At 56.8% G+C, this 25,744-nt stretch carries 18 protein-coding genes; 8 read left to right on the top strand and 10 right to left on the bottom strand.

Annotated features, from left to right (window positions below; genetic code table 11):
- Nucleotides 1-120 precede the first annotated feature (120 nt).
- Both CLV84_RS01440 and CLV84_RS01435 read left to right on the top strand, forming a co-directional pair.
- Nucleotides 121-1,236: an aminopeptidase gene (locus CLV84_RS01440; protein ID WP_245911344.1), complete on the top strand. Its 1,116-nt coding sequence runs from the start codon at nucleotides 121-123 to the stop codon at nucleotides 1,234-1,236.
- Nucleotides 1,237-1,515: 279 nt separating this feature from the next.
- Nucleotides 1,516-2,292: a hypothetical protein gene (locus CLV84_RS01435; RefSeq protein WP_104417962.1), complete on the top strand. Its 777-nt coding sequence runs from the start codon at nucleotides 1,516-1,518 to the stop codon at nucleotides 2,290-2,292.
- A 21-nt stretch (nucleotides 2,293-2,313) separates the two neighbouring features.
- Here CLV84_RS01435 and CLV84_RS01430 read toward each other — a convergent pair whose 3' ends face one another.
- Nucleotides 2,314-3,528, bottom strand: a complete 1,215-nt coding sequence (locus CLV84_RS01430) for a Pycsar system effector family protein (protein ID WP_104417961.1) — start codon at nucleotides 3,526-3,528, stop codon at nucleotides 2,314-2,316.
- A gap of 164 nt (nucleotides 3,529-3,692) precedes the next feature.
- Between CLV84_RS01430 and CLV84_RS01425 the strand changes: the two genes are divergently transcribed.
- Both CLV84_RS01425 and CLV84_RS01420 read left to right on the top strand, forming a co-directional pair.
- A complete protein-coding gene (locus CLV84_RS01425) occupies nucleotides 3,693-5,231 on the top strand; it encodes a hypothetical protein (protein WP_104417960.1) in 1,539 nt (512 codons plus the stop codon).
- Between the two features lie 3 nt (nucleotides 5,232-5,234).
- Entirely contained in the window at nucleotides 5,235-6,584 is a 1,350-nt protein-coding gene (locus CLV84_RS01420; RefSeq protein ID WP_104417959.1) for a DUF5723 family protein, read from the top strand.
- Here the strand turns inward: CLV84_RS01420 and mscL are convergent.
- The 6 genes from mscL to CLV84_RS01390 form a co-directional block, all read right to left on the bottom strand.
- Entirely contained in the window at nucleotides 6,523-6,981 is a 459-nt protein-coding gene (mscL, locus tag CLV84_RS01415) for a large conductance mechanosensitive channel protein MscL (protein ID WP_104417958.1), read from the bottom strand. The genes CLV84_RS01420 and mscL overlap by 62 nt on opposite strands.
- Nucleotides 6,982-7,034: 53 nt before the next feature.
- On the bottom strand, nucleotides 7,035-8,015 hold the full coding sequence (locus CLV84_RS01410) for a hypothetical protein (protein WP_104417957.1): 981 nt from the start codon (nucleotides 8,013-8,015) through the stop codon (nucleotides 7,035-7,037).
- Between the two features lie 3 nt (nucleotides 8,016-8,018).
- A complete protein-coding gene (locus CLV84_RS01405; protein ID WP_170067520.1) occupies nucleotides 8,019-9,746 on the bottom strand; it encodes a BatD family protein in 1,728 nt (575 codons plus the stop codon).
- A 2-nt stretch (nucleotides 9,747-9,748) separates the two neighbouring features.
- Entirely contained in the window at nucleotides 9,749-10,504 is a 756-nt protein-coding gene (locus CLV84_RS01400) for a tetratricopeptide repeat protein (RefSeq protein ID WP_104417955.1), read from the bottom strand.
- A gap of 140 nt (nucleotides 10,505-10,644) precedes the next feature.
- On the bottom strand, nucleotides 10,645-11,412 hold the full coding sequence (locus tag CLV84_RS01395; RefSeq protein WP_104417954.1) for an alpha/beta fold hydrolase: 768 nt from the start codon (nucleotides 11,410-11,412) through the stop codon (nucleotides 10,645-10,647).
- Nucleotides 11,413-11,506: 94 nt separating this feature from the next.
- Nucleotides 11,507-13,012 (bottom strand): mechanosensitive ion channel family protein, encoded by a 1,506-nt coding sequence (locus CLV84_RS01390; RefSeq protein WP_211295125.1) that lies wholly within the window; start codon nucleotides 13,010-13,012, stop codon nucleotides 11,507-11,509.
- A gap of 65 nt (nucleotides 13,013-13,077) precedes the next feature.
- Between CLV84_RS01390 and ade the strand changes: the two genes are divergently transcribed.
- Complete coding sequence (gene ade / locus CLV84_RS01385; protein WP_104417953.1) at nucleotides 13,078-14,727, top strand: adenine deaminase; 1,650 nt, start codon at nucleotides 13,078-13,080, stop codon at nucleotides 14,725-14,727.
- Between the two features lie 264 nt (nucleotides 14,728-14,991).
- Here the strand turns inward: ade and CLV84_RS01380 are convergent, their stop codons facing one another.
- Nucleotides 14,992-16,356, bottom strand: coding sequence for a LamG-like jellyroll fold domain-containing protein (locus CLV84_RS01380; RefSeq protein ID WP_104417952.1), 1,365 nt, complete (start codon nucleotides 16,354-16,356; stop codon nucleotides 14,992-14,994).
- An 860-nt stretch (nucleotides 16,357-17,216) separates the two neighbouring features.
- Nucleotides 17,217-17,684: a hypothetical protein gene (locus CLV84_RS01375; protein WP_104417951.1), complete on the bottom strand. Its 468-nt coding sequence runs from the start codon at nucleotides 17,682-17,684 to the stop codon at nucleotides 17,217-17,219.
- A 2,845-nt stretch (nucleotides 17,685-20,529) separates the two neighbouring features.
- Here CLV84_RS01375 and CLV84_RS01370 point away from each other — a divergent pair.
- Entirely contained in the window at nucleotides 20,530-21,879 is a 1,350-nt protein-coding gene (locus tag CLV84_RS01370; protein ID WP_104417950.1) for a phage integrase SAM-like domain-containing protein, read from the top strand.
- An 18-nt stretch (nucleotides 21,880-21,897) separates the two neighbouring features.
- Here CLV84_RS01370 and CLV84_RS01365 read toward each other — a convergent pair whose 3' ends face one another.
- Nucleotides 21,898-22,641: a hypothetical protein gene (locus CLV84_RS01365; protein WP_146088671.1), complete on the bottom strand. Its 744-nt coding sequence runs from the start codon at nucleotides 22,639-22,641 to the stop codon at nucleotides 21,898-21,900.
- 86 nt (nucleotides 22,642-22,727) lie between these two features.
- Here CLV84_RS01365 and CLV84_RS01360 point away from each other — a divergent pair, with 86 nt between their 5' ends.
- Together CLV84_RS01360 and CLV84_RS01355 are read left to right on the top strand one after the other, a co-directional pair.
- Entirely contained in the window at nucleotides 22,728-23,231 is a 504-nt protein-coding gene (locus tag CLV84_RS01360; RefSeq protein ID WP_104417948.1) for a site-specific integrase, read from the top strand.
- A 167-nt stretch (nucleotides 23,232-23,398) separates the two neighbouring features.
- Nucleotides 23,399-24,709, top strand: coding sequence for a hypothetical protein (locus CLV84_RS01355; RefSeq protein WP_104417947.1), 1,311 nt, complete (start codon nucleotides 23,399-23,401; stop codon nucleotides 24,707-24,709).
- Nucleotides 24,710-25,744 lie beyond the last annotated feature (1,035 nt).

The following is a 25,744-nucleotide window of genomic DNA, read 5'->3' as shown; positions in this document are numbered from 1 at the left end:
GGAAGAACGAAGCTAGACCGCCCCCCGTTCTGAGCGCATGGGGCAACGGCGGAGGAACAGGAATTACCTTCGCACCTCCCCTCCTTCCACCCGTTACCCACGCGAACCGATTTTAGCCCGATGATGCCCCAAACCGAATACCTCGATAAATACGCCCGCCTCCTCGTCAACTACTGCGTGAGCCTGCAGCCCGGGGAGCGGCTTTTCGTCAACTCGACCACGCTGGCCGAGCCGCTGATCGATGCGCTGTACCGGGAGACCCTGAAGGCCGGGGGCAACCTCGAAGTATCCCTCACTACGCGGGGGCAGGCGGCGGCCATGCGGGAGTACGGCAGCCCGGAGCAGTTCGCTTACCTGCCCACCCTCCAAAAACGGGCGATGGACGAATTCGAGGCGTATATCTACGTGAGCGCCCCCTTCGATCTTCGCGAACCGGACCCCTCCCCGGAGTTAAAGGCAGCGCGGCGGGAAGCGTTCAAACCCATGCACGACACCTACTTCGCGCGTACCGCCGACCGACGGCTGAAGCGCAGCATGTGCATCTATCCTACCCCGGCCCTGGCCGAGGAGGCGGGTATGAGTGAAAAGGAATACACCGCCTTCGTCTTTAACGCCTGTAAGCTGAACGAAGCCGACCCCAAAGCCGCCTGGCTGGGCGTACGCGACCGGCAACAGCGGGTGGTGGATCACCTGAATAGCTGCACCTCCTTCCGATACCTCAACGACCGCAGCGATATCCACTTTACCACCAACGGGCGTACCTGGATCAATAGCGACGGCCAGACGAATATGCCTAGCGGGGAGGTGTACACCAGTCCGGAGGAAGATTCCGTGAACGGCCACATCTACTTCGACTACCCGGCTATTCGTAACGGCGTAGAGGTCAAGGGGGTTAGCCTGGAAGTAAAAGATGGAGAAATACAGTCGTGGCGGGCGGAGAGCGGGCAGGAAGTGCTGGACGAAACCTTCGCCATCGACGGAACGCGGCGCTTCGGCGAGGCGGCTATCGGGACGAATTACGACATCGACCGCTTCAGTAAGCAAATCCTCTTTGACGAGAAGATCGGTGGAACCGTTCACATGGCCGTAGGGCAGAGCTATGCCCAGGCCGGGGGACGAAACTCGAGCTCGGTGCACTGGGACATGATCGCCAATATGCGCGCTGGTGGAAGGGTGTTTGCCGACGGGGAAATTATCTATGAAAACGGCCGTTTCGTAGACCGCCTGTGGAAATAAGGATGCCCGGTGGCGGCGGGTCGATCGTTTCGGTATTGTTAGGGAAAGGCGGCAACAATAATCCCCCCGCCCCGGTGGTTTAACCATTCCGGCACCCTTAGAAATCGCCCTGACACCACCTTAATTTGCCGTTAGCCCGCCGGGGCGCGGCCAACCCGATGGAAGTTGAACGTTTGGGGGAGGCAGGCCTTTACTCAGGAAGACGTATCTTTGAATACGCCTTATCCTGCATGATTTTTACGACGGGAAACCCATTATTGATTGACTTAACCTCAGACCGTGAACGAGAACATCGCCTTTTTAGAGTTAAAGTACGGGAACATATACGGCGGCTATCCAAACTTTTACGCAATCAGCGAGATTGCTCTACTGGTTTTTGAAAGAGGCTCCAACAAAATATTCCTGGAAAGCTGGATCAACCAAGCTAACGTGGACATCGTGGATGTCTACGCCGAGACGGACGAGCTGGGTCATACGGTCCGCCGCGTCCGGGAAGTACTGAATATGCGGACGAACCGCCGCTACCCCTATCATGAGGATTTTCGCCTGAGCGAAAACGACCTGCAGTTCGCGTTCCGCAACCTGCGCTCGACCAAGAACGCTATCCGGAATTTTCTCAACAAGAACCTGAATAAGTATCGTTTCCAGGATATGATCGTGTTCGACGGCCGGCGCGACATCTTCCTCTGCGAGCGCAGTGGCGTCCGGTTCAACTGGACGAACATCATCGACATTCAGAAGGACCTGAACCGGGAAACCGACTACCTCTTCAGCCTGAATAAGCTGGCGCGGGTGATCAACTTCAATACCGACCGGGCCTACCTCCGGTCCAACAACCTGGAGTATTGGCTGCATCCCATCGCCGCCCGCCAGATCATTCCGGGCACGGCTGCCTACGATGCCGCCCGCCTGCTGATGGTGTTCAACGAATACACCCAGTTCCACGATGATTTCCTGATCAAAGCCGCGATTCTGCTCAACAAAGTGAGCAAGCGCAAGGAAGAGAAAGCGGCGGAGCTGGAAGCGCAGAAGAACGAGGCGGGGGAGGAAGATTAAACCGGTATTAGCGAAGCACTACTACACGAGATACACGATCGCCAGCACTAAGGAAACGCTGGCAGCTAATCCGACCAGAAAGATATTGTAGGCGATTTTCAACAACCGATACTTGCGATCGATGATCTGACTCAGCCCGTGGAGATCGCCGATCAAATTTCCGTAGAGCGCTTCCGGGTTTAGGAGCGTCTCCTCCATACGCCGGGTAAATTCTTGGCGATCGAGCTTGCTCACCGTCCCGTAAAAGGCCAGATTTTTTTCTTCCCCCTTACGGCTGTGCGGACGGGAGGCGATCAGGGCGTAGACTAGACTGGCCAAGGCGCAAGCGATAAAAACGACCACCGGCAGTAGTATCTCGGGACTGGTTTGCGCCCAGTTGCGGTAGCTGACGAAGGTGATCAGCACACCGATCAGCAGGGCATTCACGCTGACCATGATCGCGGCCTTTTGATCCGCCATCCGCTTGAATTGGATTTGGTTCCGGAAGATGGTGCGAAAGTAGGTCTGACTGGCCTGACGGGTAGGGCCGTTTTCAATACCATCCAGTACGCCCTCGGACTTCGCCTTTTCGCCCGGAGCGGGGAGGAGTCCCGGTTTTTTTCGCTCGAGCCGGTCGACCAGCTTCTGTAGATCCAGTAACACCGCACTGTGGGTATGCTGGTAGCGCCGACGTAGCTCCCCGTCGCGGAAGCGGGCCTGCCGCAGTTCATCGAGGTACTGCGCGAGGGCGTCCGTCCGGTTCATGGCCCGCCGCGGTCCCTGACCGGTATCGAGGGCGTAGCGATTCTCCAGCCAGGTAAGTTCGGCGCCTTCGGCACCGGAAAGCAGCCGCTGGGCGAGCTTGGCATCGTAAAGTACGTCGGCTACCTCGGCGCGCAGATTGCTGCTGCCATCGGGTAATACGGTAGCGAGAGTGAGTTGTAGGTTGAGGTAATCCGGCCCGGTCCAATCCCGGAATTCCCGGGCGACCTCCTTCCAACCGCGCAGCTCGCTGCCCTGCCCCCAGTAGCGACAGGCCTCCAGGAAAGCAACGGCCCGCGCCAGGTGGGGTAGATCCGGGGATACACCCGGGCGGCGAAGGGCGATTTCCAGAGAATGTGCCGCAAGCGACAAGGCCCAGCTGTCGTTGTGCAATACCAGGGAACGGGGTAAGCGTTCATAGGTCATCAACATGAAGCGCTCCGCCTGATCCGCCAGATTGCTTAAGTGCAGGGACGTAAAGCTTCCGTTCTTCATCTAGTGTTTGTGTTGTGTGTTGGTCAGAACGTCGTTGCCAAACGTGGCGTCCCTTTCGCTGAAGATAGGGAACGCCCGAGGCAATGTCAAGTTGGCGCGCACCCTGTTTTACCGGGCCGGATGCCTACCGCCCGGCCCCGTGTACCCTTTCTTACGCTACCTATATGCAAAAGTTGCTACTCCTTTTCTTCCTGCCCCCTTTGTTTTCCGGCTGCAGCGACCTGGTGGAAGACTTTACCGTGGACGAGGTCCGGCTCGAGGCCGAATACGCCGTACCGCTGGTCGACAGTCGCGTAAACCTTCCGGAGCTACTCGGAGAAATCGACGAGCAGGTAACCCTCACCGTTGATCCCGACGGTTTGCTCCGCTTTAACTACACGGACACCGTGCCCTCCGTAACCGGGGAAGCCTTGTTTACCCAGCTCCGGAATCTTACGAGTATCCTGCCGTTACCCATTACCAGCCGTTCGCGCACCATCCCCCTGCCCCTGCCGAACAACGTCCGTCTTGACGTGCTCAGCCTGAAGCGGGGCGCGTTCACCTACAGCCTGCCGAATACGTACGACATCCCGGTGACGGTGGCCCTCACCTTCCCGAACCTGTCGCGCAACGGCACCCCCCTACGGATCAGCGGAGAACTTCCCGCTTACTCCGGCTCCGGTACGCCCCCCACCCTGACGAACGTAGACGCCCCGCTCGACCTGACCGGCTACGACCTCGATTTCGGTAGCGGGTCGATCACGGTGAATTATGCCATTGACGGCCCGGACGGCCAAGCCCTCGACCCCGGTGCCAATACCGTTGCCCTGCTTTCCAACCTCGATTTCTCTTACCTCGAAGGATACTTCGGCGTGCAAGCCTACGCGGGGGTGGACGACGTCTTGCGCATCGATTTCTTCGAAAACTACCTGGGCGGGGATATCTCTTTCGTCAAGCCCCGCATCAGGGTCACCGTACGCAATAGCTTTGGCGTTCCTTCCCGTGCCGTGATCGACGAACTCTATATCACGACGGTAGCGGGAGACACGCTGGCGGTGGAAGGCCGTGTAGTAGACGAGGGATTCGCCTTCGACTACCCCAAACGTCCCGGCGAACAGGAGTTTACGGAATACATCATCGACGAGACGAACAGCAACGTGCTAGACCTGATCGCCGCCAAGCCGGTCGCCCTTCATTACCGGATCAGCGCCCTGATCAATCCGGACGCCGACCCCTCCGTCACCGGATTTCTGGTAGATACCAGCAGTTATGACGCCACGGTGAACGTGGAGCTGCCCCTCTACGGCGCCGCCGACGATTTCCGGATTCGCGACAGCTTCCCCATCAATCTTGGCGACCGGTACGGAGAGATCACCGCCGCCACCCTCCGGGTGACCACCGACAACGAGATCCCCTTCGACCTCTCGCTCACCGGCACCTTTTTTGACGAGAGCGGCACCGCACTGGCCGATCTGACGGAAGGCGAATTACGCATCATCGAAGCCAGCCCCGTGGATGCCGACGGCAATGCTGCCGATACCATGACGACGACCAACGACATCGCCTTCACCGGTCAACAGCTCGACGCCATTCGGCGCGCTACCACCCTGATCCTGGAAACCACCTTCGCCACCTCGGCGGGAGGCACCCAGGCCGTACGGGTCCGGGAGGATCAGGCCTTGCGGGTCCGGATCGGGGCCCGGCTGAACGTGCAAAACCAATAAGCCATGCGGAAAAGCCTACTCCTGTTGCCCCTCCTGCTGGCGGCCACCCTCGATGCGCAGAACCTGACCGCTCCCCTCCTTTCCGGGAGCTGGCAGTCGACCTACCACAATCCGGCCATGGTCCACTTCCTTCCCACGACCTTCACCGTCGGACTCCCGGGGATCGCCAACGACTTGCGCTTGCAAAACGTGGAATACGGCGATGTCTTCGTAAAAAGCGGCGGCCAACAAATTCTAAACCTGGCCGCGTGGGCGGGGCTCGCGGAGGAGCGGAACGCCGTCCAGGACGTCTACTCCATCGAAACCATCGGAGCAGCCGCCCGCCGCGGCAATTTCGGTTATCAACTCTACCACCGGCTGCGGGTCAACGGCGACGCCGACTACCCCCGCTCGTTCATCAACTTGGTAGCCCTCGGCAACGCTGCCTTCATCGGGCAAACGGTCGATATCGCGCCCCGGGGCGGCATCGTCAGTTACCAGGAGGTCGGCGCCAGTTTCAGCTACGCGGTGAACGACCAGATCGCGATCGGCGGACGAGTGAAGTACCTCGCCGGCGTATCGAGTATCGAAGCGGCGGAAGGGGGAACGCTAGAGCTCGGCACCGGTACCGAAAACTACACCCTTACTCTGGATAAGGACCTGACCCTTAACTCCGTCCGGGCCTTTGCGTTTCGTTCCCTCGACGACTTCGACCTGACGTACAATCCCAGTCGGCTCCAGCCGGGCGACCTCTTTACGCCGAACAACGGATTCGCCTTCGACATAGGGGTGGCGGTGAATCTGGACCGGCTACGACTGAACGCCTCAGCAACCGACCTCGGTGCCGGCATCGATTGGAAAGCGGACATTACGACGCTCCGTTTCGAAGGGACCTCCACCTTTAGTGGGCTGGATATCCTCGGTGACCTCTTGCGGGATTCCGTCTCCCTAGACCGGGCGGTGGACAGCCTGGTAACGGCCCTCGAACCCGTGAGCGGCGCGACGGCGTACCGCAGCAACATCGCCGCCAGCATTTTTCTCGGCGGAGAATACGACCTCACGGAAAAAATTACGGCCGGCGCCCTGCTCACGCTGGAAGATCGCCTCGGGGAACTGGTTCCCGCCTTTGCCATCACGGGACGGTACACCCTCACCGACTGGCTGAAGGTGGGCCTCAACCTCAATCACCGCAGCGGCATCCGGACCAATCTCGGTTTGCACGCGCTGGCCACCCCCGGACGCTTTCAACTGTTTGCCGCCTCCGACAAATTGCTTTCCCTACTCAGCTCGGGCAACAGCTCGGTAGCCGGCATCAGGCTGGGGGCTGCGATGACGCTTGGGGAGCGTCGTTCATCCGGCGCATTTCGTCCCTGATGTCCGTGAGTAGCTGAATATCCTTCGGGGTTGGGACGGTCTTGTTGCCGGGGTCTTCGGCTTCCTCGCGCAGGATATTGATCCCCCGGATAATGAGAAATAGCACCAAGGCAATGATCATGAAATCGATCAAGGTTTCGAGAAAAAGCCCGTAGCCGATGACCACCCCCGGGTCTACCACTTCTCCCGCGGAATCCGTTACCGGTTCCCGGATCACCCAGGCCAGGTCAGCCAGTTCGATACCGGTGGTGAGGTACCCCAGGGGGGGCGTGATCACCTGCTTCACGAGTACGTCGACAATCTTGTTGAAACTCGCCCCGATCACGACCCCAACGGCCAGATCGATCATATTTCCCTTGACGGCGAATTTCTTGAATTCGGTAAAAAAACTAGCCATATTCAGTGGTTTAGCGCTGGTTATCCGCCCATAACCGGCAAAACCGCTGATTGTTAGCTGGTCAGTCCCAGGACGGTCAGCGTCAGGGCGGCCGCAAATAACAAGAGATGCAGAAATTCCGCCTGCCGGTCCGAACGATCCACGAACCACAGGCCGAGGAGCAATCCCAGCGGTGCCACCAGGAGTTGGGCGTCCACGATGTGAAGCTCCGAGCCCAGGAAGGCCACGGGAATAGCGAACAGCAGCACCCAGTAGACGAAAGAAAGGTTTTTTCCACCTTCAATGCTCAACAGCACCCGGCTGCTGGCGCCCCCCATCAGCACCACCAGCACCAGCGCGAACAGGATGCCCACCCCAACGAGATCGTAGGCCGAAGCCGTCTCCGGCGACCAGATACCGAGCACGCCAAGATCATTGACGTAGAATTCTAGCAGATCCCCCCGCAGGTAGGCGTATACGGCAGCTAGAAAATAAACTACCAGCGTACCGCCTAGTAGCTGAGCCAGTGAAGGCAGATCGGCCGTACGAAAGATGCTGATGCCCAGGAAAAAGCCCGGTATCAACAACAGGTAGGTAGGTTCTAACAGGGCGGCCAGTCCGAGCCAGAACCCGGCGTTGAAGCGGGCCACCGCCGAAGTCATGCTCTTGTACGTGCTTCCCAGTGCGCCGATGCTCAGCAACAGGAACACCAGGTTGACCTGCTGCGGATCGAAAAGGTGGAAGGAAGGCACCATCGCCCAGGTCAACACGATGAATAAGCCAGGAAACTGGGTAACCGTGCGGCTGATGCGGTAGCGGTCGCAGAGGTTATTGGCCACGATACCGGCCGTCGCGACCAGTACCGGCGGCAAGATGGCGGAGAGGAGCCGGCTGCTGCCTACCGCGCTTCGCAGCCAGCCGCCGTAATGGCCGATGTCACCGTCGGCCGTAACCCCGCCGCCGTCGAAAACAAAGGCGGGCAACTGTAGCAGCAGCGCGTAGCCGAAGAGCAGGAGGCTGGCGAAGGATTGGTTGGTACGGAAAAATGAAAGCATAGGCTATTTGAGCTGCCGCTCCGTCTCCGTGATCAGTTCCACGGCCTGGGCGTATGTATCGCCGAGATCGGCGGCGGAGTCCTGTCCGGCGTAGAGCGCCATCTCACAACGTTGCAGCAGTCGGTCGTAGCGTTCGGTGAGGGCGGTATTGGCTCCGGCGCCGGTAAGTACCTGGTTGATGTTGGCGCGACTCAGCTCCGCCACGCTGAGGCTGAAGCGGTCGCGCAGGTAATGCAGCAGGGCATGCTCCACGGCATTGTAAAAGTCGCGCGCCGCTACCCGTTCCAGGTGTACGCGGGCTTCCTTCAGCCGGGCGGCGGCCACCTTCCCCGCCTGCTGCCGTTGCAGGATGGCGGGGTCGCGATCCGCTAGCCGTTGCCGGTAGTGGGTGTAGCCGATCAGGCCGCCAGCGAGTAGCACCGGCAGCAGGATCAGCCCCCAGAAAACCGGCCCGTCCGCCATATTCCGGCCATAGCGGCGGCCCGGAGTAAGGGGGGCGGCGGGGCGCAGGACCAATGCTTCCTCCGAAACCGTAGTCGTGTCGATCGTGTACGTCTTTTGCCCGCTGCCCCCCGTCACCGCGATGGTAAAGGTCTCCGGGCTCAGGGATACGTACTCCTCCGTATCGGTATTAAAGTAATTCAGGCTCGGGGCCACGGTATACGTTCCGGCGCGTTTGGGCACCAGCTGGTATTCGAAGACTTTGCGCCCGAACATCCCCGATGGGCTGTCGAGGAATTCTTCCCGGATCACCCGCGGATCGTACACGTTCCAGTTGGCTTCATCAACCGGTACCGGTGCTTCCAGTCGTTGCACGTCTCCCTGACCGGTTATCTCTACCAGCATGGTGAGCGCATCGTCGGTAGTTAGCTGGTCGCGATCAATGGCCACATCCATTTGGTAGGTCCCTACGCCGCCGCTGAAGTTTTCCGGGCGGGGTTGGGGCAATTCGCGCACGGCAACGGTGAGCGTATCGCTATTGACGGGGATCTGCTCGGTAAAGCGGCGCGAGAATGTACTGCTGGAGCGGGTGCGCACCGCCCCGATCACCATGCGGTATGGATCGATGCGCAGGGTGCCGCTCTTGATCGGAAAGAGGGCCAAACTGGTCAACGTGCGGCGCTGGTATTCCCGTCCGTTCACGATCACGGTTGTGGGGGAGGCATCGAAGCGACGGCGGCTGCGGGCGAAGAAACCGTCGAGGCTCGGCTCCCGCACCATGTTGCGGGAAATGGGATTGACCGAAGCGTACAGGTTCAGGTTGAGGATGATCTGCTGCCCTACGTAAGCCTGGTCGGTACTGAGTTCGGCCCGCAAAAAGTTCTCCGGCGCGCCCGCCTGGGAAGCGTCGTCCACTTCGAGTACGGTGATGGTTTTGCCGGGGGCCCGGTAGGTACGTCCTCCCGCCTGAACGGACGCCGGACCGATGGATAGTTCCCCGGTCCGTCGGGGTTGCAGCATCCAGCTGAAGGTCATCTGGCTGGTTTGAACTCCGTTCGCGATGGTTGTGCCGATCGACCGACTGGGGCCGCGCAGCACCTCGAAGGCGCTGAAATCCGGCGGGGTTAATTGTTCCCCCTGTGCGTTCCGCAGGGTAAGGTGGTACTCCACCGTACTGTTCCGAAGCATGCGTTCCTTGCTCACTTCCGCGGTGAAGCTGACGTCCTGTCCCTGGGCAACGAGCAGCGGCCCCCAGGTCAGCAACAGGCTTATGATGAGCAGGCGTGGCACGATTACCAGTCTTTGGTTCCGGTACATCCTTCCCGGTTTGCCTGCCGCAAACGGCTCAATGTACGTTTCTCTTCTTCGGCGGCGATACCCAGTTGGCGCTCGGCTTCTTCCCGGCTCATTTGTGGCTGATTGGGGTCGGCCAGGGGTTGGCCGGGAGTGCCACCGGACTGTTGTTGTTGCTCCTGCGCTTCGTCGCCCTCCTCGGATTGCTCCCCGTCTTGCTCCTGTTGCTGGTCGCCGTTCTCGCCGCCCTGCCCTTCCTGTTGTTGTTGCTGCTGCTGGTCTTCGCCGTCCTGCTCCTGATTTTCGTCCTGTTGCTGTTGTTGCTGCTGCTGCACTTGGCGGATGGCCTTGGTCAGATTGTACTTGGTTTCGGCGTCGTCGGGGGTAATGCGGAGACTCTGCTTGTAGGCTTCTACGGCCTGCTCGAAATTCTCCTGGCGGTAGTAGCTGTCACCGAGATTACGGAAGGCGCGCGACTGGATTGCCGGATCCGTAGTGAGACCAGCGGCTTCCTCGTAGCGTTTGGCGGCTTCCTCGTAGTTACCGCGTTCGTACAGGGCATTGCCGAGATTGTAGTTTCCCTGGGCGCTGTTGTCCTCCTGAATGGCGTCGCCGTAAGCGCGTCCGGCCGTTTCGAAGTCGCCCTTCCGGTAGGCTTCATCGCCCTGGCGCAGGGCACGGTGGCTGGATTGTCCTTGCGCCGGAGCGCAGGTGCAAAGCACTAAAACCAGCAGGATGACATTGCGGTAAACCATCAGCGGTAAAGGTACGTACTTCCTCCGGTCGAGGCTACTGACGGCCCTGACACATCGGATGTGGCAGGCCTCGCCAACAAAGCGGACTGCAAAAATGACAGTACTGACACATCGGATGTGTCAGGGCGGCCGGGAAGGGTTTAGGCTCCCAAAAATTCCCGCACCAGGGCAAATAACCGCTCCGGCTGCTCGGCGTGTACCCAGTGACCGGCACCCTCGACGGTGACCAGCTCAGCTGCCGGGAACAGGTATTTTATCCCGTCGAGATCGTCGTCTTTGACGTAGCCGCTATTGCCGCCGCGGACGAACAGGGCCGGGCGGCTAAACTCCTGGCCCAGGGTACCCACGGGCCCGATCAGGTTCTCGTAATCCCGGTCCAGCACCTCCAGGTTCATCCTCCAGCGGAAGCCGGTCTTGGAATCCCGCGCCAGGTTCTTCAGGAGAAACATCCGCACCCCCTCGTCGGCCATATGGGGGGCCATCAGCTCGTCGGCGTGGCGGCGGTCTTCGATGTCGGAGGGGTTTAGGGCTTTAAGCGCGGCAAAAACGTCGTCGTGCCCCCTTCCGTAGGGGCGGGGGGCCATATCCACCACGACCAACTTTTCTACGAGGGTGGGATAGGACAAAGCTGCCTGCATGGCCACTTTACCGCCCATACTGTGTCCCAGCAGATGGCAGCGGTCCACGCCCTGCTCCTCGAGGAAGGCGGCGAGGTCTTCCGCCATCAGGGGATACGTCATTTCATCGGCGTGGGGGGAGCGACCGTGGTTGCGTAAATCCACGAGAATGACTCGGTAATCCTCGGCCCACTGCCGCGCGATGGTCTGCCAGTTATCGAGATTGCCGAAGAGGCCGTGGAGAATGACGAGGGGGAAGCCTTCGCCGTAGGTTTTGTAGTTGAGCTGCATCTGTTCTTAGGTTCACCACGGAGGACGTAGGAGGCTTCCCCGAGGTTCACGGATTGACGCGGTGGCCATCGCTTCACCCGCGGACGCCGCCCCCTTACTTCTTGTCCTCCGCTTCTCCTTTAGTGGTTTCCGCTACGGATTCCCCGTCGCCGGTGGACTGGCCGTTTTCTTTCGCCAGCCCATGTGCCGCCTCCTGGGTACGGATTACGCGGTCCAGGCCACTGCCGCCCCGTATCCAGAGGTCGCGTTGCGGAAACGGAATCTCCACACCCTTCTCCCGGAAGCCCTGGTCGATGGCAAAGCGGACGTCGCTCTTTACATCCTCGATCCGCAGAAAATCCCGCGACCAGAAGATAATCTCGAAGTCCAGCGAAGAACTACCGAAGTCTAGGAACCGGACAATCGGGTTCGGGGTATTCATAATGCGGGGATGATCCAGCGCCACCTTCAGCAGGATCTCCTTCACCAGCGCGGTATCGGAACCGTAGGCCACCCCCACCCCCACGTGGAAGCGCGCCTTCCGCTCCACCTGGCTCCAGTTGACCACGTTCTCGCCGATCAGTTTGGAGTTGGGCACGAAGATGATGATGTCGTCACGGGTCTCGATGGTAGCCGTGCGGGCTCCGATCTTGCGCACCGTGCCGATCTGGTGATTGGATACCTCCACCACGTCCCCCACCATCACCCCTCGTTCGAAGAGAATGATCACCCCGCAAATAAGGTCGTTAAAGGTTTGTTGGAGCCCGATGCCGATACCCACCAATAGCGCCGCGGCACCGGTCCACAGCACCACCAGATCGAAGCCCGCCGCCTGGATCACCAGCAGTACGCCCACCACGTATACGAAGTAGGTGATGAGCCGGTTGATGGCGTACTGACTACCGGAGTCTACCTTCGAGCGGCGGTAATAAGCGCCGAGGATCAGGTTGGTCACCGCCATCAGCAGCAGGCGCAGGAATAGGAAGACCCCCAACGCGAAGACGACGTTGCCGACGGTAATCGTGGAGGTCGTTTCTCCCGTCGCGTCGCGAAAGGCATACAGGACGAGGGCAGCCAGGCCCGTATCGTTGAGCACCACGAGTGCGGCCATCGTATACATGAACGGCCGTACGGCCCGGAACCGACTGGCGGCCTGCTCTTCATCGGAAAGCGACTGGGCCGTAGCCGTCGTAGACATATGCATCCGGTGGTAGCGCTGCACGAGTAGCTCCTCGATGAGGATGTCCAGCACATTGGCCACGATGAAGGCCAACAGCGCCTTCACGATCGTACTGATGCGGATCACCAGGTACACCGGCGGCCCGTCGCTGGTGCTCGCCTGTTGAATCGCTTCGTTAACGAAGGTAATGTCGATGTTCAAGATCCGCAGGATCGCGATGACCAGCAGGCTGAACAGGGTAAAACGGGTTACGTTGCGTACCCGGCTGCGGTTCTTAGGGCTCACCGCTTCCCGCCCGTAGTACCAGGGCAGCAGCCGGCGCACGAGCAGGGAGTTGGTCCCCAGCAACAGCACCGTAGCCACGCCGATCAACAACAGCTGGTAGGCGGTTACGCGGAAGCCGAGATAGTCCAGTAAGATTATTTCCCTCAGTTGGTCCATAAGCAATCCAAAGTACAACCCGTGGCCACCCTATCCGTTGGGTCAAGACACCATTCCACCGCCACATGCAGGAAATAAAGGGCCGGTACGTCGACCTCGACGCCCGGGAAATTTACGGCGCGGTCTTGACAGTCGGCGAAGACGGCCGCATCGCCTCCATCGAACGCGACCCCTCCCGCGACAAGCGGGGGTGGTTCATCCTGCCCGGTTTCGTAGACGCCCACGTGCACATCGAGTCGTCCATGCTGCTGCCCGTCGAGTTCGCCAAGCTGGCGGTCGTCCACGGCACCGTAGCCACGGTAAGCGACCCCCACGAGATCGCCAACGTCATGGGTATGGAAGGGGTGGAATTCATGATCGACAATGCCCGGCATACCCCGCTCAGCATCAATTTCGGGGCGCCCTCCTGCGTACCGGCTACCGGGGCGGAAACCGCAGGCGCAAGGCTCGGGCCCGAGGAGGTGGCCGAACTGGTATCCCGCCCCGATATCCGCTACCTGAGCGAAGTGATGAATTATCCCGGCGTACTTCAGAACGACCCGGACGTCATGGCCAAGATATCCGCCACCCGGCGGGCGGGAAAGCCGGTAGACGGGCACGCCCCCGGCCTCCGCGGAGAACAAGCCGCCGCCTATGCCGCCGCCGGCATCAGTACCGACCATGAATGTTTCACGGCCGCCGAGGCGCGCGACAAGCTTGCCGCCGGCATGAAGATCCTGATCCGCGAAGGAAGCGCCGCCCGCAACTACGCCGCCCTGGAAGAGCTCATCGATGCTTTTCCCGACCGGCTCATGTTCTGTACCGACGACTGCCACCCCGACGACCTCATGGCCGGCCACATCAACCGCCTGGTGATCCGCGCCGTCCGCGGGGGGCACGACCTCTTTAACGTGCTCCATATCGCCTGCCGAAACGCCGTCGACCACTACCATCTTGACATCGGCCGCTTACGGGTCGGCGACCGGGCCGACTTCATCCAAGTCGACGACCTGCGTCACTTCGGGGTCATGGCTACCTGGATCAACGGTATCCGTGTAGCCGAAGCCGGTGCGCATCTGCTACCGGATTATCGCCCCGAGCCGATCAATACCTTCCGTTGCTCCCCCAAAAAGGTGAATGACTTCCGCGTGGCACCCGGCCAGGCCGGCGCCAGGATCCGGGTGATCGGCGTTACGGATGGCGAACTGGTAACCGACCAATTGGAAATGCTGCCGGTGCTTGACGCCGACGGTTGTCCCGTGGCCGCCCCGGAGCGGGATTTGCTCAAGATCGCGGTCATCAATCGCTACACCGATGCCCCGCCCGCCATCGGATTCGTACACGGTATGAAACTGCAGCGCGGCGCCATCGCCAGCAGTGTAGCTCACGACAGCCACAACATCGTCGTCGTAGGCGTCGACGACGACGCCATCTGTCGCGTCGCCAATGCCGTAATCGCCGAGCGGGGAGGAATCGCCGCGGGGCGGGACGAGTACCTCGAAGTGCTGCCCCTGCCCGTAGCCGGGATTATGAGCCTGGAACGCGGACCGCAAGTAGCCGCCCGCTACGGCGAACTAAGTGGATTCGTACGCCGGAAGTTGCGCTGCGAACTACGGTCCCCCTTCATGTCCCTCTCTTTCCTGGCGCTGCTGGTCATCCCCCGCCTGAAGCTCAGCGACCGGGGGCTATTCGATGGTGAGGCTTTTCAGCCCGTGGACCTTTGGTTAACTTCTTAAATATGATGACTTGTTACAATACCAGAATTTTGTCTCGCGTTCAAGCCATACGATAACCGAAAATCAGTAGTTCATATGCTGTTTTCGCGATACACCTGGTTTCAACCCTGCTGATTCACCCAAAATTTACAACCGATTCGCCTCGATTACGTGCGCATCCTGGGTTCGTGCCCAGATGAAAGGCCTACCGGTTTGTCTACTATCTAGTGTTTGTTCATAGTGTCTCTATTCAGTGTGGCCCGGCGACGTCCGGGCCGCAACTTTTTAGCGAATGACCAGCCGTTGCGACCAGGATGTGCTATTCATGCGTACGGTGAGGATATACAAGCCCGGAGCGGCATCGCGCGTCGACTCGGTTATGGTCGTAGTGCCGGCGGGAAGTTGCTTGCTCCACAATTGACGGCCGGAAGCATCCGAGAGTTGTAGGCTTACCGCTCCCCCGACCGGCAAAGCAAGGGTAAAGTGGTCCGTAGCAGGGTTTGGGTACACTGCAAGCTTATCCCCACTGGAACGACCCACATACCGCACCTCGCTCAGCGTGAACGTTCCGTCGATGTCCACCATGCGCAGCCGGTAGTAGGCACTGCCAACCGGGGCCACGTCAAAGTACCGATAGGTATAGGTACTGACCTGTTCTCCGGCTTTAGCAAGAAACGTAGCCACGGGTGACCAATCGCCGGATCCGGAAGTCGACCGTTCCACCGTATAATGGCTGAGGTCGCGCTCGTTGATTACCGTCCATTCCAGGTCATTCTCGGTGGCGGTAACCGTGGCGGAAAACGCGATCAGCTCCACCGGCAGTACCGCGGCCATGCCCACCCAGTTGGAACTGGAACCCGTAAAGGCAAAGTTACTGAGGGTGCCCGGGAAGGCATTTCCGCCGGCATCCTCGAGGGTACGGAGTGCCTGGGGGTCCGTTTCTCCGTAGGGTTTGTTGAAACCATAGCTGGCGATCATATCCGCATCGACGCCGTTGTCGGCTTGCTCGACGGCATTTGCCACGATCTCCTGCTCCGTTCGCGCCGTTTTCCACAGGCGTAGTTCGCTTACCGTAATATTCGCGTACCGGTTCTTTTCCCGACCGATGTAAATCGGGGTGTCCGCATCCAGGTCGGCCGTTACGGATGGTGCATTTTTACCCCCCGTAAGCTGTTGCCGGGCCCCGTCGATGTACAGTCGGGTGCGCTCCGTAGCCTCCCGTTGCGTACCGTCGAAAACCAGGGATATCAGGTACTCCCGTCCGATTTCCAGGCGCGTCTGGTCCGCTACCCGAAAATCTTCTTTTCCATTGGAGACGTTCGTGGCGAGGTAATTGCCGCCCCCGCCGCTGGTTTGTAATTCGAAAACGTATGATTTTTTAGCCCCCTGCGAACTACCGAAGGAAAACAAGGCATCGAAGCTCTTTAGCGCATCGAAGGTTACCCGCATTTCCAGGGTTACCTGCTTCTTACCGCTTAGCTGTTCGGCCAACCGCGGATCGAGGGTTACAAAATCATCGCTTCCGTCAAAGCTTAGCCCACTAAAGGATTGGGCGGACAGACTGGCGGCCAGTCCGAACACCATAATAAAAACGATCGGACGAAAAGACCGTAGGACGATCGGGGCAACAAAGGAGGGGAAATAAAACATTGTTAGTAATAATTGTGTGCGGATGTCTATAAGTTGCCTGCCCTATACCAAACGACGTTCCGCAATACAACTACTTTGTATTCAATATTTTACATAGACACATAATGATTATTCGTTCCAAAAAATGGCAGGGGTCCGAAATCTGAACACGGCCGGGCGATCCCCCCAATTCCCGACTTTTCCTACAGCCTTTCCGCCAGTGAGCCTCATTGGTTGAAACTACCCGATGGAGTGGTCTTATCCGCGTCAGGACGCCCTCAACACGCAGGCGTCGGACCGGTCTATGGGTTACCTTTCATTGAGTAGTACCGTTGATTGAGGTAGGTTGACCGGCCGGTATGCAAGCGGGTGGACAGAGCATTCCAGCCGGATTTGCCTCCGGGCTAGATAGCTATGGGTCGAAGATCGAAGTTGGGCGGAGCTAGGACGCCGGCAGCGTGGTGCCCGGCGAGCGCGTGAAAGTCGCGCAGGCTCAACCTTACGGGACCTTACCCTAAGATCGCGAAACTACCCAAGGTTTTCAGTTGGGAAGGCCAACGACGCGATGGCAAGTCGTGGCCCGTCCTGACTTCGCGCCGTGACCCCTAGGGGCCTACCCCGGCTACCGCGGCATCCGATGTGCCGGCAACCACAAAGTGTCGTTATTCCGATAGCACGACCAGTAGCGGTCACTGCTATCTAAATACCGCTAACCTGCCCGACCACCGCGGAAGCGGCTGCCCCGGCGCCGTTTACTCCGCAAGCTAAATAAGCAAGCGCTTTCACTGGCTAACCGAGCTGAGTTCCCCAAATACGAATAGCCCGACCGGGTACCCAGTCGGGCTATTCGTCATGAGCCGCTTAAGGGGGCGTTGGTTTGTTTACAACTCGGAAACTGCATTCCACCTGAACACCTCAACGGCTTCGGTCAGGTACGAGACCGCGCCGTTCCTTTCCATACGAAGCCGGTACTGGGTGATAGCGGCCGGATTCGTGTCGACGAAAAGGTACTCCGTTACCGCATCGGAAGCGTCCCCTCCCTTAAACACGGCGACCTCCTCCCAGGCGTTTCCGCTCTTACTACGTTCGACGCTGAAGTACATCGCCGTGTTGGTATTTCCGGCCGTCCAACGGAGGTGATTGACCTTCTCCTGCGCTTCGCCGCCAAAAGAAATCAGCGAAGCGACCAGGGTTTTTTCCGGGGATAACTCGCCATCGTAACTAGTTTGCCACCTATCGCTTTCCTTCGCCTCCTGGGCATGAACATGGCTAGCGGTGGTAAGCATGAGCGCCACAAATAGCGTAAAAATGCCGGGGCGGGAAAATCGGTTGTTAAGGAGCGTAATCATTATCAATAGAGTTTGATCAAAGTGAGGGATGGTATACCCCTGTTTTATTGGCACCCATTTGGGCACCGTGTCTGTGCCTACTCTATATCAAAGAGAATACCAATATTTATTGATCTGTAAAACAATCATTTACGAATGTATATGGATGAAATATGTTCCAACGCATGGAAAGGGTACGGATTTCAGACAGTATGCTAAAGCCATCCGATGGTTGCCTTTCTGCGGCAGGGACTATTGAGGCAGCCACGGAAAAGCACCTGACCGATCCGTCTGATGAAAATAATGGAGGGGGTAGTACGCCCTATACGTTGTCGGGAGGCCGGGAAAAGGGGCGGGCGCATCCATACGGAAGCGTGACTTGCTCGGAAAAGCATCGGGATCAACGGTCACCCCCGCCGGATCCCCGGATCGATATGCCGTAAAAAGAAGCGGCCCGGAACTATCCGGGCCACGTAAATACGACACTTGAATAACACAATTACATAGGCGTGTCAATCGACACTTATCTTGAGTTTTAGGCGCGATCATCGCGGCGAAAAAGGCCTCGGGTGCGGCAAGATCAATTGCCTGCCGCCACGAGGACCCAAAAGTTATCTAATCAAAACAGTAAAACACCTTTATCTGGTAGGCCCGCAAGCAACCCCGCACGGTGGCGGAAGCTAGGCCTGGATTAATTTGGGTGCGCCGGCCTTCCGAGTGGATCGTTTTCCGCTTTTGCCGGATTGCCAGGATACGGTAAGAGGAGCAAGGCCCGTGCCATTTTATATGGCAACTGACTTTCATATTATTACGCATAATAGCTTTTCACATTTATTCCAGACGCCGGAAAACTTCCAAAGGCTGAATCGCTACCGGTGTGCCATACCGTCATTCGGCACGCTTCCTGGAATATTATTTTCCCTGCCCCCTTAGTCACCGGATGAGCACCGCCACCCCCAACGCAAAAAAAGTGGCCCGGCGAGCGCCGGGCCACGTATAGCAATTACACATGAATTACACAATTGAAAGAAGATATCATCGGGGCGTCGATAGCCACGGTGCGTTTAGTCGTGAGGGATTAAAATGCCCCCCGGCCGACGGGGCAACGGGGGCCTAATCCCGTCGCCCGAGTGGCCGGCCGGGTGGGCGGTCAACAAGGGAAAAACAATACTAAAACCCGCCGGAATCCGGTTTGGGGTCCGGCAACAATGTGTCTGGCGCTCTATTCAGTCTCTTTCGCCAGTCACGGTGTCTGTACATAATGCCCTAAGCCCGTAGTTAGTCGGCTCTTGAAAACATGGATTGCATTTGTTCATTCGCTCTTCAACGGAGCAGGTCATGCCAAGTAATAGCAACCCCCGTGCCACTATTCAATTTATTAGCTACCAGCTTTTTACACTTTATATTTTTGACGATTAATTCCCATATTTGGAATTATTCCATCGATTGTCCATACATGTATCAACCGATGCGGTCGGCCATAGTTACCCACGACGGCGAAGCGGAAGGAAGGACGCGGACGCGGCAGTTTTTGGCGCCGGAGCGCGGGTGCGGACTTTCCCCATTCCACTAGCGAACCGCGCGATGGTGAATTCCGGTGGGGAACAGTGGCCCACTGACCGGCCTCGCGCCACCCAGTGGCACCGTATGAAACCGTTTACGACATCTTCAATCCGGAAGGCCCCCGTTCGCTGCCCTCCGTGGCAAACCGTCAACGGTCCAATGGGTAATTTCCGTAAAAAGAAAAGACCGTCCCAAAACGGAACGATCAATTCAAAATGCAAAGGCTCACTGGAAAAGGTAGGCTAAACGATGAGGCAATACACGTCAACTAGGATTAAGTCTTTCCTCCGCTCGGTAAAGGTAGGCCCCCATGGCTACGGCTACGTTAAGCCAGTTTGACGATTGGGTAAAGCTTTTGGTGAGTATGGGCGCATCACCGGAGCCTGGCGGCAAATTCCCCTTGCCGGGACGGCACGCTATCGGATCGCCCGGCGGAGGAAGCGTGTGCTACGCCCGAAGTGTCGTTTCCACAAAAAAACGTGGCCCGGCGTTTGCCGGGCCACTTCAGTTATAGACACTTGACAACACAATAGACACTATAAGTTGGTGGCAGTAACGGCCACTTGGATCTTGCTAAGACCGGGTGTAGCACTTCCCGCTGCGGACAGTTGGGAAATCCCGAGGTGTCGACGAACCGATCAGGTAGTCAACCGGGATGCTACGAATCAGACGGGATGGATGCCCGGCGGTCTCGCTGGACCACAGCCGCGGTGGAATAAAATTCCGTTTCCACCGCGGTTGTGATCTTACATAATTAACGTTAAGTAGCGAGGGCGCGCCATCAGGGCGGCACTGCATTTGTTCATAAGGCTCGAACTATCGAGCGGGTGTCGGCAGCATAAGGGCAAGTAGCGTGCCAGCAGAATTACTCCTCTAAATCAGCACTCTACAGATTGAAAGTTCTAGATGCTTTCTACATTTTGGAAATCATGCAGATTCTGCATCTCCTTGCCCGGATCGCGTAAGCAAAAGCGGGGCCCGTTTATGGCAGGCGCGGCTACGGGGCGGATTGGCCCGGTAGAGATTGTATGCCAGCAGCGTAGAGGATGGAACCAAAACAGAAACGCCCGACCAGAGAACTGGCCGGGCGTTCCGGGGCAGCCGCGGCTGCTGAATAAGGGATGTGGTCGCTGAGAGACCTGAACCCTAAGAAAACCTAAGATACAAAACCTGTCAAAACCTGACATAAATACTAGGTTTCAGCCGCCCAATACTCTTAACAACACCCAACAGAAACCAACAAGACCGGCTTATTTGTCCCCTTAAACGTCCCCTGTCTTATCTTGGGGGACAAATAAGGCACATGACACACGCTAGCAGACGGCACCCCGTGCGGGTTCGGTACATCCTTAAAGACAAGTCGGAGCGGGAGACGCTTATCTACCTAACCTTGACGGTCAACGGCAAGCGGATCAAATGGAGCACCGGCGAAAGGGTCAACCCGAAACAGTGGAGTACGAAAACCCGCCGCGCAAAAGTGACCGCCCGGAACGTAGAGAATCAACAGCTCAACGAACGGCTAGACCGTTACGGACACGAAGCGTTGGCTCTCTACCAAGATTGGCAGTTGGACTCTCCGGAAGCTTTGGCAACCTTTTCTCCCGATAACTTTAAGCTTGAACTAGAATATCGCCTGGAGCTAAAGCCCCGCCCCCAAATAGAGCCGGCAGGGGGCAAATTGGATCATTCCGACTTTGTCCGCTTTGCCGAAACCTTCCGCGACCTCACGAAGGGCCGCCCCGGTCAGGCGCATAGCACTTGGAAGAAACTTAACAACCACGTCAACTTGCTACGGGAATACGCGGACCTCCGGCACGGGGGGACAATAGCCTTTGCTGAATTGGATGAACTCACTATTGACGACCTAAAAAAGTTCCTGTTCCGCACCAAAGGCCACAGTACGCAAACGGTGCATAAGATGATGACCAGTCTCCGCAAAATTGCCCGCCGCGCCGCTGACCGTGACCTTATGGACTACGGCTACAAGTTTAAGAACTGGACTACTCAAAAGTACCGTAAGCTACCCAAGCTTGCCCTTAGCCGGGCTGAGCTGGATAAGTTCATAGAATTAGACCTGAGCGAAAATATCCGGTTAGAGCGCGTCCGCGACCTCTTTCTAATCGGGGTTGCTACCGGCCAAAGATGGAGTGACTACAGCAAGCTACAGCGAAAAGACTTTCATCCGCTACCAGGCGGCAAAGGTTACCGTTACCGGATCGAACGCCAGCGGAAAACGGATCACACGGCAGCTGGTCCCGTCATGGACTGGATTGTTCCTACCATAGAGAAATACGGTTACATCGGATCGGCGAAGTTTGACCCGCCGAAAATCAGCGGCCAAAAGTTTAACGACTACCTAAAAGAGGTAGCTAGACTTGCACTAGGTGAAGCTACAACCGTGACGCAGCTAGACGGGGAGCAAAAAGACTACGCCGGCACCGTTGTGCCTAAGTGGTCGGTAGTCACCTCACACACCGCCCGCCGTACTACGGTTACTTTGCTACGGTCCATGCGGTTTCCAGATGCGCAAATCATGCGGATGACGGGACACAAGAACCCTATTCAGTTAACAACCTACGACAATCCGGAGGACGAACACTTAGCGATGGAATTTGGACCGGAGCTCGATGCTGCTTGGAGCAGATCGAAATAAATCTATGCTGGAGAAGGCTTATCTCTCACTTGCGTTTCTCAGCATCGAGTCAATTAGACCTGGGTCGATTTCAATACCATTATATTCTGGATCGTTAAGAGTTTCTATCAATTTTATTATAGCTGTGATCTCTTCTGAACGTGCCACGTCTGATTGCGAGATATTTTCAGAAGCACTCACACTCTCCGCCACTGTAAGTAGCTCTTTGTAAAGATCAATGACTGCAGGATCTATTCCGCCGGTATTATTTTGCAATGCCTCAATCCTAAAAGCAAGGTCACGAATCATATAATTCGCAGCGTTACGAGATCCTAATTCAGCGACAGAAGTTATGGCCGTTAGTTTAGCCTCTGCTTCAATCTCATCTTTCACTTTTGCTTTGGCTAGAGTTGTGATAGCGGAGCTTAAAGCAACATCAGGCGGGTTTTCGGCCAAAACTTTTACTGTTCCATCTGGCATAACTAAGTATACTCCCCCCCTTTGAGTCGCATCATAGTGCGACCAAAACATTGTAGGAAGGACCTTGTCAACACCCCCCACGTTTGCGGTTGCCGTAAACAATTGTTGCCTTGAGATACCAGCTCGGGGCCGGTTTTCAGGTTTAAACACATGGCAACTAGACGCACACAATAAGATCATGGCGCAAGCCATAGCTTTACAGGCCATAACAGCGTTTAGTTTTAGTGTTTGACAAATTAAGTATCCACCACTTTTGAATCCAAACTGAGAAATCAAAATCACAACATCTAGTGATTTCGACACTTTGATGTTTTTTCGGTTTATAGTTTAGGCTATAGCCACGCTCTTGCTTTCCTGAACGATGTTTCCACTACGAGTAAATACACAAGTTGAAACAAATAGACTTTCATCCGCTACCGGGCGGCAAAGGTTACCGTTACCGGATCGAACGTCAGCGGAAAACGGATCATACGGCGGCCGGCCCCGTCATGGATTGGATCGTTCCCACTTTGGAAAAGTATGGCTACGTCGGCGCGGCAAAATTTGACCCGCCGAAAATCAGCGGCCAAAAGTTCAACGACTACCTAAAAGAGGTAGCTAGACTTGCACTAGGTGAAGCTACAACCGTGACGCAGCTAGACGGGGAGCAAAAAGACTACGCCGGCACCGTTGTGCCTAAGTGGTCAGTAGTCACCTCACACACCGCCCGCCGTACTACGGTTACCTTGCTACGGTCCATGCGGTTTCCAGATGCGCAAATCATGCGAATGACGGGTCACAAGAACCCTATTCAGCTAACGACCTACGACAATCCGGAGGACGAACACTTAGCGATGGAGTTTGGACCTGAGCTTGATGCTGCCTGGAGTAGAGCTAAGCTGAAAGCCATATAAAAGGGCGGCCCAAAAAAAGGGGCCGCCCGGAAAACCAGTCTTATTGAGGCGCAAAGTTAGTCATATTTGACAATATTTGTTTTAAACAGCCCTGAATGTTTAGATTTGCTAAGGTTGTCCGGGTCTAGGTGACCTGTTCGGGTGTTATGATGAATCATCTTGGTGAAATGCAAGACTTACAGTTGACTTTGGAGGAAGTCCGGCAAAGGGTTGAGCTAATTGAATACCAGGACTTTAATCACCCTGGGGAAACCCTTTCCGTAGGAAAAGTGGATCTTGATGAAGTTGCCCTACGGTGTTTAGAGCTCCTCAATCGCGTAAACGCCGAGCCTACTAAACGGTACAAACTGCTGCGGCTGCAAGAGATAGCAGCAACGCAAGCTGCAGTGAAGTACCGTGACCCTCCTACCGTACAAGGACACTTCATTGCATTACCTGAGGAGCAGGCTATACAGCGCAGACAAGCGGCTCTTGTAGCCCACTTTATATTGGATCTTACTCCCGTTAGTCGGTTTGAGGAAGTTGGTAACCATACATTTCTGTATGACGTAAGCGAACTGGAGCGATTCTATCCGGAGATTGCCGCTAGTCTCGACATCCAGGTTTGGACCTATGAGGACTGGCTAAGGGGTAGGCAAGTCTACCAGGTTAACCATTTACTTTACCAAAAGCGTGCTTGGGGTCTGCATTGGATGGCATTCAGCAATGAGGCGGCTAAGAAAACCGGAAAGTTGTTTTCGGGAGACTACCTCTCAAAAGAGGAGTACGCTAAAATCGAAACCAAGCAAAAAGAGCTTGGGGAAAAGTACGTGGCAGCGACCTTAAAAGCCTACCGAAGTCGGTACAGTAAGCTTAGCCACCTGCCCGATGGGCATCCTGATAGGCTAGCTCAGGAAGCACAGTTTGCTAAAGCCTTTACGGACAGAGACTTTCACGGGCTAGACACATTTGCCAGGGGTGGAAGTGTCTATACATCCAACGGATTTCGCTACCCCTCAGAACAGGGAGGATGGAAAAATGAGCTTTATGAGACGTGGTTCAGAATTGCCCGGTCTCCCCACCTGAGGTTTTATCACTTTGCCCCGCCCCAATTGGCAAGAAAGATGGAAGTTCATTTTCCTGAGGGGGACGCCGAAGCCCTATACCGCTTTGTAAAGGAGCTGGAGGAGGGAACTAGCGCACGGAAGAAAAGCGGTGCTATTGGCTACCTAATCAAGGAACTGACCTTAAAAGAACTTTTGAAGCGTGATCCAGGACCGGCAACCTATGAAGAAGTGGCCCTACTACTGCCAAAACCAAAGGGGAATAAAGGGGAAAGAACGGCAAAGGACGTCGGGCGTGAGTACCCTAAATACATCGGTGGAGAGGTTATATTTAAAAAAGAACGTATTGACCAGATAATAAGCGATTTACGTCACGAGGGACATGGCGTTAAAGACTTGGTTCTACTTCAGCGAGTCAGGCAATTCGCCACCTAGCCCCCTACACTTTCCCCTTTCCCCGTTTTAAAAGGGGACTACCAACAGCCACAAATTTGGGCCAAACAAACCCAAAACCCCGTGAGCCGTTTTCCGCTTTCCTCCACCTTAGTAGTTGTCCCAGCCGATCAATTATCGCTGTTGATTGACAATGCAGTTTCCGCCGCCCTACAGAAGGCGTTGCCGGCATCCACACCTGCGAACGAACCAGAGCAGCCCCATTTACCCGCTCTCATCACCCGCCACCAAGCCGCTAGTTTGCTAAGCGTAAGCCTAAGCACCGTAGATAACTACATCAACGACGGTCTGCTAGAGAAAAAGCGTGTGGGAGTACGGGCCGTGCGCCTAGATCGTACGCAAGTAGAAAAGCTAGCCCGCAAAGTCTAAGTCTGTATCGCCTCCTGCTACGGTAGGCAAAACCCCTCTATAACTAGGTTCGCGCAAACTGCGGGGGTCGGTCCGAGTCGCCAAACATACAGACCAACCCCCTACAAATGCAGCGGCCACAATCCGCAACCGCATGGCAAAGATACTGTCTGCGGAACTAGCCGGCCTATGCTCCGCCGGCTCAGCTCCCTCCTCTAACTCCGAGCTACAAACAGAAGCCCGCTACCTACAAACTCCCGCCAACACTTTCCCTGCGGTACTGCCCAAAGGAAAAGTTTGGGCCAATGAACCTCCGTCCAAAGAAGGTCGCTCCGGGGCAATTGACTCCCTCTACTGTAAGGAAGTTCAATCGCCCCCAGCAGGCACAAAGAAGCTAGGTAAGCAAACGGAAACCGCGAAAGAAGGAAAAGGCGAAAGCCAAACAGAAAAGGCGGCCGCGGCGGGAAAGGAAGCCCCCGGGGAGGAGCGGCCCCAAAGCCGCGACGGGCGAAGGGGGAAGACACACCCGACGTCACAAGATCAACACTTACCTCCGTTTGAGCTATTTACCAAGCTAAGCTTGACCGATGACCGACTAGACGGAATAGCCTATCTACCTGCCGGCCCCGGTTCGCAATCTTCCGGCAGTTTGTTAGCTGCTCCAGGGGC

The organism is Neolewinella xylanilytica (genome assembly GCF_002934605.1).
Taxonomy (GTDB): domain Bacteria; phylum Bacteroidota; class Bacteroidia; order Chitinophagales; family Saprospiraceae; genus Neolewinella; species Neolewinella xylanilytica.
The sequence above is the reverse complement of the archived record's forward strand: the minus strand, read 5'-3'. Positions and strand labels throughout refer to the sequence as shown.